Genomic DNA, 17,914 nt, shown 5'->3' on the forward strand with positions numbered 1-17,914 from the left:
TGACCAGCCACAACGGCAGGGTGCGTTCGTGGCCGGCGGTGAAGGTGGTGACGATGATCTCGTCGAATGACAGCGCGAACGCCAGCATGCCGCCGGCCAGCAACGCCGAGCCTAAGTTCGGCAGGATGATGTAGCGGAAGGTCTGCCAGCCATCGGCGCCGAGGTCCATCGAGGCTTCGATCAAGCTATGGGAGGTGCGGCGCAAGCGGGCGATGACGTTGTTGTAGACGATCACCACGCAGAAGGTCGCGTGGCCGACGATGATGGTGAACATCCCCGGTTCGATGCCCAGTGTCTTGAAGGTCGCCAGCAGCGCGATCCCGGTGATGATCCCCGGCAGGGCGATCGGCAGGATCAGCATCAGCGAGATGCCTTGCTTGCCGAAGAAATCCCGTCGGTACAACGCCGCCGACGCCAGTGTGCCAAGCACCATGGCGATCAGCGTGGCAATCGAGGCGATCTGCAGCGACAGCTTGATCGCTTCCAGCACGTCGGGCCGCGAGAACGCCACGCCGATCCACTTCAGGGTGAATCCCTTGGGCGGGAAGCTGAACGCCGCGTCTTCGGTGTTGAAGGCGTACAGGAAGATGATCAGGATCGGGAAGTGCAGAAACACCAGTCCGCCCCAGGCTGCTATGCGCAGGCCTAATGAAGCCTTTTCAGAGTGCATCGAAGGCCCCCAGTCGTTTGACGATGGACAGGTAGATGGCGATCAGCACGATCGGCACCAGGGTGAAGGCTGCAGCCATCGGCATGTTCCCGATCGCACCTTGTTGGGCATACACCATGCTGCCGACGAAGTACCCCGGCGGGCCGACCAGTTGCGGCACGATGAAATCGCCCAGGGTCAGCGAGAAGGTGAAGATGGAGCCTGCGGCAATCCCCGGAATCGACAGCGGCAAAATCACCTGCATGAAGGTCTGGCGTGGCTTGGCACCGAGGTCGGCGGAGGCTTGCAGCAGCGACGGCGGCAAGCGCTCCAGCGACGCCTGGATCGGCAGGATCATGAAGGGCAGCCAGATGTAGACGAATACCATGAAGCGCCCCAGGTGCGAGGTCGACAAGGTACTGCCGCCGACCCCCGGAATGCCCAGTACGAACTGCAACAAGGGTTCCAGCCCCAGGTTCTGCACGAACCACTGCGCCACGCCGCCCTTGGCCAGCAGCAGGGTCCAGGCGTACGCCTTGACGATGTAGCTGGCCCACATCGGCATCATCACCGCGATGTAGAAAAATGCCTTGGTTTTACCCGTGGTGTAACGCGCCATGTAGTAGGCAATCGGGAACGCGACGATGGCGCTGGCGATGGACACCACGATGGCCATGCTCAGGGTGCGCAGGATGATGTCGAAGTTCGATGGCTGGAACAGCGCGGCGAAGTTCGCCAGGGTCAGGTCGGGAGTGACCGCCATGGTGAAGTCGTCGAAGGTGTAGAAGCCCTGCCACAGCAACGTCAGCAACGAGCCCAGGTAGATCGCGCCGAACCACAGCAGCGGCGGTACCAGCAGCATCGACAGGTACAGGTTCGGCCGGCGATACAGCAGGTTGGAAAACCTGCGCAACGCCGAGCCTCCCGACGAGGTTTGGGAAACAGCCAGGGTGCTCATGTCACATCCCGCCTGTCAGGGTGTCGTGCAGCGGGATCATCGCTTCGCGGGCCCAGCGGGCGCTGAGGCGTTGGCCGGTCTGGTGCTGGGCGCTGGTATCGAGCCATTGATTGTTGGCCTGGCTGATGTTCAGGGTCTGGCCGTTTTCCAGCTTCAGTTCGTAGCGGGTGGCGCTGCCCTGGTACTGGATGTCGTGCAGCAGGCCGCTGACTTCGATCTCGTGGCTGGCCAGTGGACCTTCGGCGAAACGCACGTGTTCCGGGCGAATCGAAAAGGGCTGCGGATTGCCGCTCAACTGCCGCGCCAGGTCGCCGCGGATCACGTTGGAGGTGCCGACGAATTCGGCGACGAAGGTGGTCGCCGGTTTCATGTACAGGTTGCGCGGCGAGTCGACCTGTTCGATGCGACCCTTGTTGAACACGGCGACGCGGTCGGACATCGACAGCGCTTCGGTCTGGTCGTGGGTGACGAAGATGAAGGTGATGCCGAGCTGGCGTTGCAGCTTCTTCAGTTCGCCCTGCATTTGCTCGCGCAGCTTCAAATCCAGCGCACCCAGCGGTTCGTCGAGCAACAGCACCCGTGGGCGATTGACCAGGGCGCGGGCCAGGGCCACACGCTGGCGCTGGCCGCCGGAGAGCTGCACCGGCTTGCGCTCGCCGTAGCCGCCGAGGGCGACCATGTCGAGGGCTTCCTCGGCACGCTTGAGACGTTCGGCCTTGGCGACGCCTTTGACTTTCAAGCCGTAGGCGACGTTGTCGCGAACGTTCATGTGCGGGAACAGCGCGTAATCCTGGAACACGGTGTTCACGTCACGCTGGTACGGCGGCAGGCCGGCGGCCTCCTCGCCATGAATACGAATGGAACCCGTGCTCGGTTGTTCAAAACCGGCGATCAGGCGCAGGCAGGTGGTTTTGCCCGAGCCGGAAGGCCCCAGCATGGAGAAAAACTCGCCGTCCTGGATGTCGATGGAAACCCGGTCAACGGCTTTCACTTCGCCGAACTGACGGGAAACGTTGGTGAACTGGACTGCAAGCGTCATGGTGCGGTGCTCCAAAAAGACGAAGGCCGTCGCAGCGGCCCTGCCTGGACTTCTGAAAAAACGGGTAACGATCAACTACAGCCGGATGCCTTGCTCGGCAGTGGCAACAGATGTGATCAACTGTGGGAGCTGGCTTGCCAGCGATGGCGTCAGCACAGTCAATATTGTGTCGCCTGACACTCCGCCATCGCGGGCAAGCCCGCTCCCACAGGGATCTACTTCACTTCAAGGATCAGCGACCGCCCATGATCGCGATGTAGTCCTGGGTCCAGCGGCTGTACGGCACGAACTTGCCGCCTTCGGCCTGCGGGGTTTTCCAGAAGGCGATCTTGTCGAAGTTGTCGAAACCGTTGGTCTTGCAGCCCTTGGCACCCAGCAGTTCACTTTCCTTGCACGCTGCCGGTACCGCTGGCAACGAACCGAACCACGCCGCCACGTCACCCTGGACTTTCGGTTGCAGCGACCAGTCCATCCACTTGTACGCACAGTTCGGGTGCTTGGCCTCGGTGTGCAGCATGGTGGTGTCGGCCCACCCGGTGGCGCCTTCTTTCGGGATGGTCGAGGCGATTGGCTGTTTCTCGTTGACCAGGCCGTTGACCTGATACGGCCAGGCCCCGGACGCCACCACGCCTTCGTTCTTGAAATCACTCATTTGTACGGTGGTGTCGTGCCAGTAGCGGTGGATCAACGGCTGTTGCGCGCGCAACAGATCGAGCACGGCCTTGTACTGCGCTTCGGTCAGTTCGTAGGGGTTCTGGATGCCCAGTTCCGGCTTGGCGGATTTCAGGTACAGCGCCGCGTCGGCGATGTAGATCGGGCCGTCATAGGCCTGCACGCGACCCTTGTTCGGCTTGCCGTCCGGCAGGTTCTCCGCGTTGAACAGCACGCCCCAGCTGTCGGGCGCGGTCTTGAATACGTTGGTGTTGTACATCAACACGTTTGGCCCCCACTGGTACGGAGTGCCGTAGGTCTGCTTGTTGACCACGTACCACGGCGCATCCTTGAGGCGCGGGTCGAGGTTCTTCCAGTTCGGGATCAACGCCGTATTGATCGGCTGCACGCGCTTGCCGACAATCAGCCGCAGGGAGGCGTCGCCGGACGCCGTCACCAGGTCATAACCACCCTTGGCCATCAGGCTGACCATCTCATCGGAGGTCGCAGCGGTTTTCACGTTGACCTTGCAGCCGGTTTCCTTCTCGAAACCGGTCACCCAGTCGTAGGCCTTGTCGCTTTCACCACGTTCGATGTAGCCGGGCCACGCCACGATATCCAGCTGGCCTTCGCCGGCACCGACAGCCTTCAACGGCTCGGCGGCGTGGACACTGACACTGGCCAGCAGCGCGGTGGTGATTGCACTGAGCAGTGCGGTCTTGTGCACGAACATGGGATTTCCCTCTTCTTCAAATTATGGTCGGGGCAGTAGTGAACGTGGTGAAGCATGCCGTTGGCGGCTTGTTATTAGCGTAGTCAGAGATGCTGCCCGTGGCGGGCCATGATGTGCCGCACCACGCTGTAGTCCTGGAGCGAGTCGCTGGACAGGTCCTTGCCGTAACCCGAACGCTTGAGCCCGCCGTGGGGCATCTCGCTGACCAGCATGAAATGGCTGTTGATCCAGGTGCAGCCATACTGCAACCGCGCGGCAACCTGCATCGCCTTGTCGAGGTTCTGCGTCCAGACCGACGAGGCCAGGCCGTATTCCGAGTCGTTGGCCCAATCCACCGCCTGTTCCAGTTGATCGAATCGGGTCACGGTGACCACCGGCCCGAACACTTCGCGTTGGACGATTTCATCGCCTTGCTTGCAACCGGCGAGCAACGTCGGCTGGTAATAGAAGCCGGCTCCGGAATGCACCGCCGCACCGGTCACCCGTTCGATATGTGGCTGGCCGAGGGCGCGCTCGACAAAACTGGCCACGCGGTCGCGCTGGCGGGTGCTGATCAGCGGGCCAATCTCGTTGTCGGCATCGCGTTTACCGGCGAAACGCAGGCTGCTGACCGCCGCGCCGAGTTCGGCCACCAGGCGGTCGTGAATGCCGGCCTGGGCATACACCCGGCACGCGGCGGTGCAGTCCTGGCCGGCGTTGTAATAGCCGTAGGTGCGCACGCCTTCGACCACCGCTTGAATGTCGGCATCGTTGCAGACGATCACCGGCGCCTTGCCGCCCAGTTCGAGGTGCGTGCGCTTGAGGGTCTTGGCCGCGGCCTGGAGGATTTTCTGCCCGGTGACGATATCGCCGGTCAGCGACACCATGCGCACCTTGGGATGGCTGACCAGATGACTGCCGACGCCTTCACCGCCACCGCAAACAATGTTGATCACGCCGGGCGGCAGGATTTCCGCCAGCGCCGGGGCCAACGCCAGGATCGACAGGGGCGTGTGCTCCGAGGGCTTGAACACCAGGGTGTTGCCGGCGGCCAGGGCCGGGGCGATTTTCCACGCCGCCATCATGATCGGGTAATTCCACGGTGCAATCGATGCGACCACGCCAATCGGATCGCGCCGCACCATGCTGGTGTAGCCCGGCAGGTATTCACCGCTGAGCTGGCCGGTCTGGCAGCGCACGGCACCCGCGAAAAAGCGGAACACATCGACCGTGGCGCTCAGGTCGTCCTGGCGGGCCAGGTGCAACGGCTTGCCGCAGTTCAAGGATTCGAGACGGGCAAGCAGGTCGGCGTTTTTTTCGATGGCGTTGGCGATATCGAGCAACAGGTTCGAGCGCTGCTGCGGCGTGGTCCGCGACCAGCCGGCAAAGGCGCGGTGCGCGGCGAGGATGGCGGCTTCGACTTGTTCGGTGCTGGCTTCGGCGATGTGCGTCAACACTTCGCCTGTGGCCGGGTTGAGGATTGCCTCGACACGGCCTTGCCCTGCGACTAATTCACCTTCGATCAACAATGCGGTGAACAATGGGGTCTGTGCGCCAGCCATTCTTCGGGTTCTCTTTTCTTGTGTGGCCATGCTGCTCCCTGTGACCGGGGCTGGCCGTCTTATATAGATACGACAAGACTAGTGCGCAGACCCGAGGTCGACAAATTCTAAATACTGAAGGTGGCGTTCGATTAAATAGATGGCTTGCGCCCGCCGTGGGGCTGCTCGCGGGCGACGGTCAGGAACGGGTCGACCAGTGCCGGACGCGCCGTACCGCGGCGCCAGGCCAGGCCGACATCGAGGGTTTGGCTCAGGTCGGCAATCGGCCGCGCTTCGATGATGTCGCCCTCCAGTGACCAGGGGCGATATGTCATGTCGGGCTGGATCGACACGCCCAGGCCGGCCGCCACCAGGCTGCGCACCGCTTCGGTCGAGGCGGTGCGCAAAGTGATGCGAGGTTGCAGGGAGGCAGCCGTCCACATGCGCTGGGCGTTGCGATCCATTTCATCGACGATCAATTGAATCAGTGGTTCACGGGCCACGTCGGCGAGGTTGATGCTGTCGTGTTCCAGCAGCGGATGCTGGGCCGGCAGCCACAGTCGATGGGGTGAATGGGTCAGCACTTCAGTCTGCAGGGCGTGGCGGTCTTCGAGGTTGGAGAGGATCAACACGCCGACATCGATCTCGCCGCTGACCAGCAAGTGTTCGATGTAAGGGCGTTCGTCTTCCATCACACGGATTTCGACGTTGGGGTAGGCGCGCTGGAAGCGCGTGAGCAGGTCCGCCAGGTAATAACCGGCCACCAGGCTGGTCACCCCGACGATCAATTGCCCGGCCACCTGGTCGGTGCTTTGTTGCAGGCTGCGCTTGGCGTTGTCCACGGTGGCCAGGATCAAATGCGCCTGGCGCAGGAACTGATGCCCCTGATGGGTCAGGGTCATGCCCTTGGCGTGGCGATTGAACAGGCCGACGCCGATTTCCTGTTCGAGCTGCTGGATCGCCAGGGTCAGGGTGGATTGGGAAATGAATGCGGTTTGCGCGGCGGCGGAGATCGAGCCGGTCTCGGCCACCGCAATGAAATGACGGATTTGACGCAGGGTCATCATGAGGCCGTACCGGGTGGGCGGTTTTATAGATTTTTTTGAGTGTATATCTTTTTTTTCGATGGGATGCCTGAGCCGTAGTGTTGGGCAAGCTAATCATTTGCGGTTTTTTGCCGACTACTCTTGGGACTTCACAATCTTTGAACTGGGAGGGGCGGGATGAGTATCAGGAAAATGTCTATGGCATTGGGACTGTCGCTTGGCCTGGCAGGAAGTTGCCTTGCGTCTGCGCCGATCATCCATTTCCAGGGGGCAATCGTGGAGGCACCATGCAAAGTCTCTGTTACCGGCCGGGGGCTTGCGTTGCGTGGCTGTCCGGGGAGCGCGCAAGGAGACCCGGTCAGTGCCCGAAGCATGGAGCCAGTGTTGACTGTCAGTTCGCTCGACTCACCACCCGTCCCGGCGCGATTGCTGATCAATGACGGGCAGTACATGTTGGTGGACGCCGCATCCAGACCGATCACTTCGGGCAACTATCGGATAACCCTGGCCTATCCCTGAGCATCACCGCCCCGGGGACTCTGCCGCCCCAGTAACATCTGGAAGCAAACCCGCAGGGAGTCGTCGGGCACTTTCGATCTAGTCTGATGGCCTTAGTGTGCGGTTGAACCCTTTTGTGGAGGCGGAAAATGATCACCCGTGGATTGCTCGACCAGCTGCTCAAGTCGGGCCAGGATTTGTTGCAAAAAAACACCGGCGCGACGCAGGGCAAGGGGTCGAACAGTGGCATCGGCAGCCTGCTCTCCGGTGCGGGCGGCGGGGCCCTGGCGGCCGGGGCCATGGGCCTGCTGCTGGGTAACAAGAAAGCGCGCAAGGTCGGGGGCAAGGTCGCGGTGTATGGCGGCCTCGCCGCATTGGGCGTGCTGGCCTACAAGGCCTACGGCAACTGGCAGGCCCAGCAGGGCACAGCCCCGAGGACCGAGCCGCAAACCCTGGATCGCTTGTCGACAGCGCAAGTCGAGCAGCACAGCCAGGCGATTCTCAAGGCCCTGGTGGCCGCGGCCAAAGCTGACGGTCATATCGACGCGCGCGAACGCGAGCTGATCGAAGGCGAGTTCAGCAAGCTCGACAACGATCAGGAACTGCGACACTGGCTGCATGCCGAACTGAACAAGCCGCTGGACCCGAGCGAGGTCGCCCGCGCCGCCAGCACCCCGGAAATGGCTGCCGAAATGTATATCGCCAGTGTGATGCTGGTGGATGAGGAGAGCTTCATGGAGAAGTCCTACCTCGATGAACTGGCGCGGCAACTCAAGCTGGAACCGGGGTTGAAGGCCGAGCTGGAGAAGCAGGTTCGCCAAGCTTCGATGTAAGGTTTCAGGCCAGGCTCGCTTCCACAGGTTGTGCGCGGTCAATGTGGGAGCGAGCCTGCTCGCGATAGCAATTTCAGTCGCACCCAATCCCTCAATGGCCAATCCACGGTCCCTTTCCTGCGAAATGCCACTGGCACACTTCCCGAGCAATATCGGAAAATCCCCACCCAAAAGCCCATCCTGGCTTTTTCCGCGGGATGAGAAGTGGTGCGCAACCGTCTTATAAATGAAACAGCGCCCTCGGCTATACTCCCCGCATTTCGAAATGCCCCCGAGGACTGACTGTGAAGAACTGGACGTTGCGCCAACGCATTTTGGCGAGCTTTGCGGTAATTATCGCCATCATGTTGCTGATGGTAGTCGTCTCGTATTCGCGGTTGTTGAAGATCGAGACCAGCGAAGCCAGCGTGCGTGATGACGCGCTGCCAGGCTTGTATTACAGCTCGATGGTTCGCGGCGCCTGGTCCGACAGTTATCTGCGGATGCTGGAAATGCTGGGGCTGGAACAGGGGCAGGGCTTCACCGCCAAGGATGCGGCGGACTTCAATGGCTTCTCCGCGCGCCTGCAAGAGCAGATGGAGCTTTATCGGGCGACGATCACGACGGATGAAGACAAGGCCGAGTATGCCGCTTTTGAAAAATTCCATGCGGACTACCACCGGATCCTGCTCGCCGTTACCGACTTGCATAAACGCAATCAGGACGCCGACGCCATCAGGATGTTCAACGAGGAGCTGACCCCGGTCTGGACAGCGGGTCGAATGAAGCTCAGTGATATTCTGCGCCATAACAAGGCAGTGGCAGACCAGGCTGTGGCGGCCATCGACGATGCGGTGCTCACCGCCAAGATCATCATGGGCATTTCCCTGGTGTTCGCCGTATTGGCCGCCGGCCTTTGCGGCCTGCTGCTGATGCGCGCCATCATGGCGCCGATGAATCGTATCGTTAATATCCTCGAAATCATGCGCACGGGCGACCTGAGCTCGCGTCTCAATCTTGAGCGCAAGGACGAATTCGGTGCCGTGGAAACCGGCTTCAACGACATGATGACCGAGCTGACCTCCCTGGTGTCCCAGGCCCAGCGCTCGTCGGTGCAAGTGACCACATCGGTCACCGAGATCGCCGCGACGTCCAAGCAACAGCAGGCCACCGCCACCGAAACGGCGGCCACCACCACTGAAATCGGTGCGACTTCCCGGGAAATCGCCGCCACCTCCCGTGACCTGGTACGCACCATGACCGAAGTGTCCACCGCCGCCGACCAGGCCTCGGTGGCTGCCGGTTCCGGGCAACAGGGCCTGGCGCGCATGGAAGAGACCATGCATTCGGTGATGGGCGCGGCCGACCTGGTCAACGCCAAGCTGGCGATCCTCAACGAGAAGGCCGGTAACATCAACCAGGTGGTGGTGACCATCGTCAAGGTTGCCGACCAGACCAACCTGTTGTCGCTCAACGCGGCGATCGAAGCCGAGAAGGCCGGCGAATACGGTCGCGGTTTTGCCGTGGTCGCCACCGAAGTCCGGCGCCTGGCAGACCAGACCGCCGTCGCCACCTACGACATCGAACAGATGGTGCGCGAGATTCAATCGGCGGTGTCGGCCGGTGTGATGGGCATGGACAAGTTCTCCGAGGAAGTGCGCCGCGGCATGTTCGAGGTGCAGCAGGTCGGCGAACAGTTGTCGCAGATCATCCATCAGGTCCAGGCGCTGGCGCCGCGGGTGTTGATGGTCAACGAAGGCATGCAGGCCCAGGCCACCGGTGCCGAGCAGATCAACCACGCGCTGGTGCAGTTGGGTGATGCCAGCAGCCAGACCGTCGAATCCCTGCGCCAGGCCAGTTTTGCCATCGACGAGCTGAGCCAGGTGGCCGTAGGGCTGCGCAGCGGCGTCTCGCGATTCAAAGTCTGATGAGCGAACTCACGGCCAAGCGCACTGCCGTGAAGCAGGCGGCGCATGCGTTGTTCCTGGTGTTTCGCATCGGTCACGAGCGGTATGCCTTGCAGGCGATCGAGGTGGCGGAAGTGCTACCGCGCCTGCCATTGAAGCCGATTGCCCAGGCGCCGCACTGGGTCGCCGGGGTATTGGCCTATCGCGGCGCGGTGGTGCCGGTCATCGACCTCAGCGCATTGACCTTTGGCACGCCCGCGCAGGCGCGCACCAGTACGCGCCTGGTGCTGGTGCATTACCGCCCGGATGCAACCGCCCCGGCGCAATTGCTCGGGTTGATCCTGGAACGGGCTACCGACACCTTGCGTTGCAATCCGGCGGATTTCCAGCCCTATGGCCTGGACAATCCCCAGGCGCCATACCTGGGGCCCGTGCGTGAAGATGCCCAGGGTTTGTTGCAATGGGTGCGGGTGGCCGATCTGCTGGACGATCAGGTGCGGGCGCTGTTGTACCCCACGCCACCCCTGGACCCGGCATCGCTGGAGCAGTGGCAATGAGCAGCGACCAGCGCTTTTTCGATTTCCTCAAGGAGCGCATCGGCCTCGACGTGACGTCTGTCGGCCCGGCGATCATCGAGCGTGCAGTGCGTCAGCGCAGTGCCGCGTCCCAGGCGCAGACGGCCGACGAGTACTGGCGCACCTTGCAGTGTTCAAGCGACGAGCAGCAGGCGCTGATCGAAGCGGTGATCGTCCCCGAGACCTGGTTTTTCCGTTACCCGGAATCCTTCGCCACCCTGGCGAAACTGGCGACCAGGCGCCTGGCTGAGCTCAACAACATGCGCGCCCTGCGAATCCTGAGCCTGCCGTGCTCCACCGGCGAAGAACCTTATTCGATTGCCATGGCGCTGCTGGATGCCGGGTTCAAGCCGCACCAGTTCAAGGTCGAAGGCATGGACGTCAGCCCGTTGTCGGTGGAAAAAGCCCGGCGAGCGCTGTACGGCAGGAATTCGTTTCGCGGTCAGGACATTGCGTTTCGCGAGCGCCATTTCACCGCCGAAGATGACGGCTATCGACTCAGTCCCCGGGTGCTGGAACAGGTGCACCTGCAGGTCGGCAATCTGCTCGATCCAGCCTTGCTCGCCAACGAGCCGCCCTATGACTTCGTGTTCTGCCGCAATCTGCTGATCTACTTCGACCTGGCGACGCAAAAACAGGTTTTCGAGGTGCTCAAGCGCTTGACCCATGTTGATGGGGTACTGTTTATCGGCCCGGCGGAGGGTAGCCTGCTGGGGCGCCTGGGCATGCGCTCGATTGGAATACCGCAATCCTTTGCCTTCAGTCGCCATAGCGCACCAGAGCCCGAGCCTCTACCGACATTCGTACCCATACCGTTGCCGGTGCCGCAACCCGTGCGCAGGATCGCCCCGGTGCCGACTCCACGCCGCCCGTTCGCCAGCGTTACGCCGACATCGCACTCGGCTGCACCGAGCAAATCCGACGCCGCCGCGCTGCTGGCCAACGTCGCCGCGCTGGCCAACGAAGGCCGAAGCGCCGAAGCCCGTGCCGCCTGCGATAACTATCTACGCCACCATGAACCGGTGGCCCAGGTGTTTTATTGGCTGGGACTGCTCAGCGATGTCGCCGGCAGCGTCCTCGAAGCCCAGGGTTTTTATCGCAAGGCGTTGTACCTTGAACCGCAACATGCCGACGCGTTGATGCACCTGGCTGCCTTGCTGCAATCACAGGGCGATACGGCAGGCGCCAGACGATTGCAGGATCGCGCCGCCCGCAGCGAGCGCGCCGCAGACAGTGAGCGTAAACGATGATCGCCTCCGACTCCTTGAGCGTCACCCATGACGATGCCCAGGCCATCGACGACTGCTGGAACCGCATTGGTATTCACGGCGACAAGTCCTGCCCTCTGCTGATCGAACACATTCATTGCCGCAATTGCGCGGTGTATTCGGCGGCCGCCACGCGCCTGCTGGATCGCTACGCGTTGCAGCAGGAAGACCGCGCGTCAGCGTCCGTTGCCGTCGAGAGCGAGGTGAAAACCCGTTCGCTGCTGATGTTCCGTCTCGGCGAAGAATGGCTGGGCCTGGCCACTCGCAGCCTGGTGGAAGTGGCGCCGTTGCAAACCATTCACTCGTTGCCGCATCAACGCTCCCGGGCCTTGCTCGGGGTGGCGAATGTGCGGGGTGCGTTGGTGGCGTGCCTGTCTCTGGTTGAGTTGCTGGGGCTCGATAGCAACAGCAGCGTGGCCGCAGGCGTACGGGTCATGCCGCGTATGCTGATCATCGCCGCCCACGGCGGTCCCGTAGTGGTACCGGTAGACGAAGTGGACGGGATTCATGCCATCGACGAACGCATCCTCGAGGCAGCGTCCCGCTCTGGCGCACAGGCCAGTGCCAAGTACACCCGTGGCGTGCTGCAGTTCAAAGGTCGCAGCCTGCGCTGGCTGGATGAAGAGCAGTTGATGTCCGCCGTGACCCGGAGCCTCACATGACCCCCGAGCAAATGCGCGACTCCTCTTTGCTGGAGCTGTTCAGCCTGGAAGCCGAGGCCCAGACCCAGGTGCTCAGCACAGGCCTGTTGGCGCTGGAGCGTGATCCGACCCAGGCGGACCATCTCGAATCGTGCATGCGCGCGGCGCATTCGCTCAAAGGCGCGGCCCGGATCGTCGGCGTCGATGCCGGCGTCAGCGTCGCCCATGTCATGGAAGATTGCCTGGTCAGTGCCCAGGAAGGGCGCCTGTACCTGCGCCCGGAACACGTTGATGCATTGCTGCAAGGCACCGACCTGCTGATGCGCATCGCGACACCGAACAGTGCGCCGGGGCCTGCGGACATCGAAGCGTATGTCGCATTGATGGGGCGCTTGCTCGATCCGATGGCGGCCGCGGTACCGAGCATGGCACCCGCCGAGCCGGTGATGGCAGCGCTGCAAATCGAAGCACCCGCACCCGTGATCGAAGAGCCTGCGGCCCCCGTCGAACCGCTGGCGGTGTCTCCGAAAAAGGCCAGGCGCACCACCGAAAACGGCGAACGGGTGCTGAGGGTCACCGCTGAACGCTTGAACAGTCTGCTCGATCTGTCGAGTAAGTCCCTGGTGGAAACCCTGCGGCTCAAACCGCACCTGGCCACCATGCAGCGGCTCAAGCGCATGCAGGGCAACAGCCTGCGGGCGCTGGAAAATCTCAACGTGCATCTCAAGGAGCAAGCGCTGAGCCTCGAAGCCCGGGAAGCCCTCGAGGATGCACGCCGGCTCCTGGCGGAGTCCCAGCAGTTGCTGGTGGAAAAAAACGCCGAACTGGATGAATTCGCCTGGCAGGCCAGCCAGCGCGCGCAGGTGTTGTACGACACCGCCCTGGCGTGTCGCATGCGGCCGTTCGCCGATGTGTTGACGGGGCAGGTACGGATGGTCCGCGACCTCGGTCGTAGCCTCGGCAAGCAAGTGCGGCTGGAGGTCGAGGGCGAGAAGACCCAGGTCGATCGCGACGTGTTGGAAAAGCTTGAGGCGCCACTGACGCACCTGCTGCGCAATGCCGTCGATCATGGTATCGAAACCCCGGAACAACGGCTGTTGGCGGGTAAACCGGCGGAGGGCCTGATCCGGCTGCGCGCGTCCCATCAGGCCGGATTGCTGGTGCTGCAGCTGAGCGATGACGGTAACGGTGTCGATCTGGAAAAGGTCCGTCGCAGCATCGTCGAACGCCAATTGTCCCCGGCCGATACCGCCGCGCAATTGAGCGAAGAGGAACTGCTGACCTTCCTGTTCCTGCCCGGCTTCAGCCTGCGCGATACGGTCACCGAAGTTTCCGGGCGCGGCGTCGGCCTGGATGCGGTGCAGCACATGGTCCGCCAGTTGCGTGGCGCGGTGGTGCTGGAGCAGACGACGGGCGAGGGCAGTCGCTTTCATCTCGAGGTGCCACTGACCCTTTCGGTGGTGCGCAGCCTGGTGGTGGACGTCGGCGGCGAGGCCTATGCCTTCCCGTTGGCCCATATCGAACGCATGTGCGATCTGGAGCCGGCGGATATCGTGCAGGTCGAGGGCCGTCAGCATTTCTGGCATGAAGGCCGGCATGTCGGGCTGGTCGCCGCCAGCCAATTGCTGCAGCGTCCGGCGAGCCAAGGCAGCCAGCAAACCCTGAAAGTCGTGGTGATCCGTGAGCGCGACGCGATTTATGGCGTTGCGGTCGAGCGCTTCATCGGTGAACGCACCCTGGTCGTGTTGCCCCTGGATGAACGCCTGGGCAAGGTCCAGGACATCTCCGCCGGCGCCTTGCTCGACGACGGCTCGGTGGTGTTGATCGTCGACGTCGAAGACATGTTGCGTTCGGTGGAAAAATTACTCAACACCGGGCGCCTGGAGCGCATTGCGCGCCACGCCAATCAGGCCGTCGAAGCGCCCCGCAAGCGGGTCCTGGTGGTCGACGACTCCCTGACCGTGCGTGAGCTGCAGCGCAAGTTGTTGCTCAATCGGGGTTATGACGTGGCCGTCGCGGTCGATGGCATGGATGGCTGGAATGCCTTGCGTTCGGAGGATTTCGACCTGCTGATCACCGACATCGACATGCCGCGCATGGACGGCATCGAGCTGGTGTCGTTGTTGCGCCGGGACAATCGCCTGCAATCGCTGCCGGTGATGGTGGTGTCCTACAAGGATCGTGAAGAAGACCGTCGTCGTGGACTGGACGCCGGGGCCGACTATTATCTAGCCAAAGCCAGTTTTCACGACGACGCCCTGCTCGATGCAGTGGTTGAGCTCATTGGAGGAGCACGGGCATGAAGATAGCAATCGTCAACGACATGCCAATGGCTGTGGAGGCCTTGCGCCGGGCATTGGCTTTCGAGCCGGCACACCAGGTGATCTGGGTCGCGGGCAATGGTCGGGAGGCGGTACAAAAGTGTGCCGAACAGACACCAGACCTGATCCTGATGGATTTGATCATGCCAGTGATGGACGGTGTCGAAGCCACCCGGCGCATCATGGCTGAAACGCCCTGCGCGATCGTGATCGTTACTGTCGATCGCCAGCAGAACGTGCATCGGGTGTTCGAGGCCATGGGCCATGGCGCCCTGGATGTGGTCGACACGCCGGCCCTCGGCGCGGGCAATGCCCAGGAAGCGGCGGCACCGCTGTTACGCAAGATCATGAACATTGGCTGGCTGATTGGCGATAAGGGCAATCGGGAGCGGTCCGCAGCGAGTCCGACGCGCAGCTCGGGCTCACGCCAGAGCCTGATCGCCATCGGTTCGTCGGCTGGCGGGCCGGCAGCGCTGGAACTCCTGCTCAAAGGGCTGCCCCGGGACTTTTCCCCGGCCATCGTGCTGGTGCAACACGTTGACCAGGTATTCGCCGCCGGCATGGCCGAATGGCTCGGCAGCGCCAGCGGCCTGAACGTGCGCCTGGCCCAGGAGGGCGAGCCGCCGCAAAGCGGCACCGTGCTGCTGGCGGGCACCAACCACCATATTCGTTTGTTGAAAAACGGCACGCTGGCCTACACGGCCGAACCGGTCAACGAGATCTACAGGCCCTCTATCGATGTGTTTTTCGAGAGCGTGGCCAGTTACTGGAATGGCGATGCGGTCGGCGTTTTGCTGACCGGCATGGGGCGTGATGGGGCACAAGGGCTTAAACTCTTGCGCCAGCAGGGCTACCTGACCATCGCACAGGACCAGCAGAGCAGTGCGGTGTACGGCATGCCGAAGGCGGCAGCGGCCATCGATGCCGCCGTGGAAATACGCCCGCTGGAAAAGATAGCGCCACGATTGCTGGAGATTTTCCCCAAATGACCCTCTCAACCGCAATCCTGGCCCAAGTAGTATTCAGGTGAACGCACATGACTGATTTACAGCTCGACGACTTCAAGACTGACGAAAACGCCGCCATGGTGCTGTTGGTGGACGATCAGGCCATGATCGGCGAGGCAGTACGACGTGGTTTGTCGAACGAAGACAACATCGACTTCCACTTTTGCGCCGACCCGCACCAGGCCATTGCCCATGCGGTGCGCATCAAGCCGACGGTGATCCTGCAGGACCTGGTCATGCCCGGCCTGGACGGCCTGAGCCTGGTGCGCGAATACCGCAATCACCCGGCGACCAAGGACATCCCGATCATCGTCCTGTCGACCAAGGAAGACCCGCTGATCAAGAGCGCGGCGTTCGCGGCCGGGGCCAATGATTACCTGGTCAAGCTGCCGGACAACATCGAGCTGGTGGCGCGCATTCGCTATCACTCGCGCTCCTACATGACGTTGCTGCAGCGTGATGCGGCCTACCGCGCCTTGCGGGTCAGCCAGCAGCAGTTGCTCGACACCAACCTGGTGCTGCAACGCCTGATGAACTCCGACGGCCTGACCGGGCTGTCGAACCGTCGGCATTTCGATGAATACCTGGAGCTTGAATGGCGCCGCTCGCTGCGTGAGCAGAGCCAATTGTCGTTGCTGATGATCGATGTCGACTACTTCAAGACCTACAACGACACCTTCGGCCACCTGGAAGGCGACGAAGCCCTGCGCCAGGTCGCTGCGGCGATCCGCGACGCCAGCTCCCGGCCTTCCGACCTGCCGGCCCGCTACGGCGGCGAAGAATTTGCCCTGGTACTGCCCAACACCTCACAGGGCGGTGCGCGGCTGGTGGCGGAAAAGCTGCGCATGACCGTGGCGGCGCTGAAGATCCCGCATATTGCCCCGACCGAAGGATCGAGCCTGACCATCAGCATCGGCCTGTCGACCGTCATCCCGACAGCCGGCAGCAGTTGCCGTGAATTGATCTCTGCAGCGGACAAGGGGTTGTACCTGGCGAAGAACAATGGGCGCAATCAGGTGGGCATCGCGTAGGCAGGCCTTTTCGGCCAAGCGGACTGCCGTTCCAGGCCGTTTGCCGTTATACTCGCCGGCTTTCAAAAGTTCGCCAACGAGTGCTGCCCGCCATGGAAATCAACCCGATCCTTAACACCATCAAGGACCTGTCCGAGCGCTCCGAAACTATTCGGGGGTATCTTTGACTACGATCAAAAGCATGAGCGCCTGACCGAAGTCAATCGCGAGCTTGAAGATCCGAGTGTCTGGAACAAGCCTGAATACGCCCAGGAACTGGGCCGCGAGCGCTCTGCGCTGGCGCAGATCGTCGAGACTCTCGACGAACTGAACACCGGTCTGGCCGATTGCCGCGACCTGCTGGACATGGCCGTCGAAGAAAACGACGAAGGCGCAGTGGGCGATGTCGTCGCCGAGCTGGCCCGTCTTGAGGAAAACCTCGCCAAACTTGAATTCCGCCGCATGTTCAGCCACGAAATGGACCCGAACAACGCCTACCTGGACATCCAGGCCGGTTCCGGTGGCACCGAGGCCCAGGACTGGGCCAACATCTTGTTGCGGATGTACCTGCGCTGGGCTGACAAACGTGGCTTCGACGCCACCATCATGGAACTGTCGGCCGGTGAAGTCGCCGGTATCAAGGGCGCGACCGTGCACATCAAGGGCGAATACGCCTTTGGCTGGCTGCGTACCGAAATCGGCGTACACCGCCTGGTGCGCAAGAGCCCGTTCGACTCCGGTAACCGCCGTCACACTTCGTTCTCCGCGGTTTTCGTCTCGCCAGAGATCGACGACAAGGTGGAAATCGAGATCAACCCGGCCGACCTGCGAATCGACACCTATCGTTCCTCCGGTGCCGGTGGCCAGCACGTAAACACCACCGACTCGGCCGTACGTATCACCCACGTACCGACCAACACCGTGGTCAGCTGCCAGAACGAACGTTCCCAGCACGCCAACAAAGACACCGCCATGAAAATGCTGCGGGCCAAGTTGTACGAGCAGGAAATGCAGAAACGCAACGCCGCGTCGCAAGCGCTGGAAGACACCAAGTCCGACATCGGCTGGGGTCACCAGATTCGCTCGTACGTGCTCGATGCGTCGCGGATCAAGGATCTGCGCACCAACATCGAACGCAGCGACTGCGACAAGGTGCTCGATGGCGACATCGACGAATACCTGGAAGCCAGCCTGAAATCCGGGCTGTAAAAGACGCAATACAGCATCGGCTGATTCAACCCGATCCCTGTAGGAGCCAGCCCTGCTGGCGATCCTCGGG

16 protein-coding genes are annotated in these 17,914 nt (G+C 62.2%); 10 read left to right on the forward strand and 6 right to left on the reverse strand.

Features of this window, described 5'->3' with window-relative positions; all coding sequences use genetic code 11:
• The 6 genes from PMI35_RS18640 to PMI35_RS18615 all read right to left on the reverse strand — a co-directional run.
• Positions 1-670, reverse strand: a 670-nt coding sequence (locus PMI35_RS18640; RefSeq protein WP_008058702.1) for an ABC transporter permease, incomplete at its 3' end; no start/stop codon positions are given.
• The gene (locus tag PMI35_RS18635) at positions 660-1,607 is read right to left on the reverse strand and encodes an ABC transporter permease (protein ID WP_008058704.1); all 948 of its coding nucleotides are present in this window, start codon (positions 1,605-1,607) and stop codon (positions 660-662) included. The genes PMI35_RS18640 and PMI35_RS18635, both read right to left, overlap by 11 nt.
• A 1-nt stretch (position 1,608) precedes the next feature.
• A complete protein-coding gene (locus PMI35_RS18630; protein WP_008058705.1) occupies positions 1,609-2,646 on the reverse strand; it encodes an ABC transporter ATP-binding protein in 1,038 nt (345 codons plus the stop codon).
• A 232-nt stretch (positions 2,647-2,878) separates the two neighbouring features.
• The gene (gene ydcS, locus PMI35_RS18625) at positions 2,879-4,030 is read right to left on the reverse strand and encodes a putative ABC transporter substrate-binding protein YdcS (RefSeq protein ID WP_008058706.1); all 1,152 of its coding nucleotides are present in this window, start codon (positions 4,028-4,030) and stop codon (positions 2,879-2,881) included.
• An 83-nt stretch (positions 4,031-4,113) separates the two neighbouring features.
• On the reverse strand, positions 4,114-5,571 hold the full coding sequence (locus PMI35_RS18620) for a gamma-aminobutyraldehyde dehydrogenase (RefSeq protein ID WP_008058707.1): 1,458 nt from the start codon (positions 5,569-5,571) through the stop codon (positions 4,114-4,116).
• Between the two features lie 131 nt (positions 5,572-5,702).
• The gene (locus PMI35_RS18615; protein WP_008058709.1) at positions 5,703-6,617 is read right to left on the reverse strand and encodes a LysR family transcriptional regulator; all 915 of its coding nucleotides are present in this window, start codon (positions 6,615-6,617) and stop codon (positions 5,703-5,705) included.
• A gap of 363 nt (positions 6,618-6,980) precedes the next feature.
• Here PMI35_RS18615 and PMI35_RS35640 point away from each other — a divergent pair, with 363 nt between their 5' ends.
• The 10 genes from PMI35_RS35640 (at position 6,981) to prfB (ending at position 17,844) form a co-directional block, all read left to right on the forward strand.
• The gene (locus tag PMI35_RS35640) at positions 6,981-7,115 is read left to right on the forward strand and encodes a hypothetical protein (protein ID WP_274517853.1); all 135 of its coding nucleotides are present in this window, start codon (positions 6,981-6,983) and stop codon (positions 7,113-7,115) included.
• 128 nt (positions 7,116-7,243) lie between these two features.
• Entirely contained in the window at positions 7,244-7,927 is a 684-nt protein-coding gene (locus tag PMI35_RS18605; protein ID WP_008058712.1) for a tellurite resistance TerB family protein, read from the forward strand.
• Positions 7,928-8,211: 284 nt separating this feature from the next.
• Positions 8,212-9,834: a methyl-accepting chemotaxis protein gene (locus PMI35_RS18600; protein WP_008058715.1), complete on the forward strand. Its 1,623-nt coding sequence runs from the start codon at positions 8,212-8,214 to the stop codon at positions 9,832-9,834.
• Complete coding sequence (locus PMI35_RS18595) at positions 9,834-10,370, forward strand: chemotaxis protein CheW (RefSeq protein WP_008058716.1); 537 nt, start codon at positions 9,834-9,836, stop codon at positions 10,368-10,370. Before PMI35_RS18600 ends, PMI35_RS18595 begins: the two co-directional genes overlap by 1 nt.
• Positions 10,367-11,638, forward strand: a complete 1,272-nt coding sequence (locus PMI35_RS18590) for a CheR family methyltransferase (protein ID WP_008058728.1) — start codon at positions 10,367-10,369, stop codon at positions 11,636-11,638. The genes PMI35_RS18595 and PMI35_RS18590 overlap by 4 nt, the downstream gene beginning before the upstream one ends.
• Complete coding sequence (locus PMI35_RS18585) at positions 11,635-12,318, forward strand: chemotaxis protein CheW (RefSeq protein ID WP_008058730.1); 684 nt, start codon at positions 11,635-11,637, stop codon at positions 12,316-12,318. The genes PMI35_RS18590 and PMI35_RS18585 overlap by 4 nt, the downstream gene beginning before the upstream one ends.
• Positions 12,315-14,600: a hybrid sensor histidine kinase/response regulator gene (locus PMI35_RS18580; RefSeq protein WP_008058732.1), complete on the forward strand. Its 2,286-nt coding sequence runs from the start codon at positions 12,315-12,317 to the stop codon at positions 14,598-14,600. The genes PMI35_RS18585 and PMI35_RS18580 overlap by 4 nt, the downstream gene beginning before the upstream one ends.
• Complete coding sequence (locus PMI35_RS18575) at positions 14,597-15,607, forward strand: chemotaxis response regulator protein-glutamate methylesterase (RefSeq protein WP_008058734.1); 1,011 nt, start codon at positions 14,597-14,599, stop codon at positions 15,605-15,607. Before PMI35_RS18580 ends, PMI35_RS18575 begins: the two co-directional genes overlap by 4 nt.
• Before the next feature lie 47 nt (positions 15,608-15,654).
• Entirely contained in the window at positions 15,655-16,656 is a 1,002-nt protein-coding gene (locus tag PMI35_RS18570) for a response regulator (RefSeq protein ID WP_008058736.1), read from the forward strand.
• 92 nt (positions 16,657-16,748) lie between these two features.
• Positions 16,749-17,844 (forward strand): peptide chain release factor 2 gene (gene prfB, locus PMI35_RS18565; RefSeq protein ID WP_157295629.1). Its coding sequence is split into 2 segments (ribosomal slippage): positions 16,749-16,820 and positions 16,822-17,844, totalling 1,095 coding nucleotides; the frame shifts between segments, so codons are not numbered across the junction.
• The last annotated feature ends 70 nt before the right edge of the window (positions 17,845-17,914 follow it).

The organism is Pseudomonas sp. GM78 (genome assembly GCF_000282475.1).
Taxonomy (GTDB): Bacteria; Pseudomonadota; Gammaproteobacteria; order Pseudomonadales; family Pseudomonadaceae; genus Aquipseudomonas.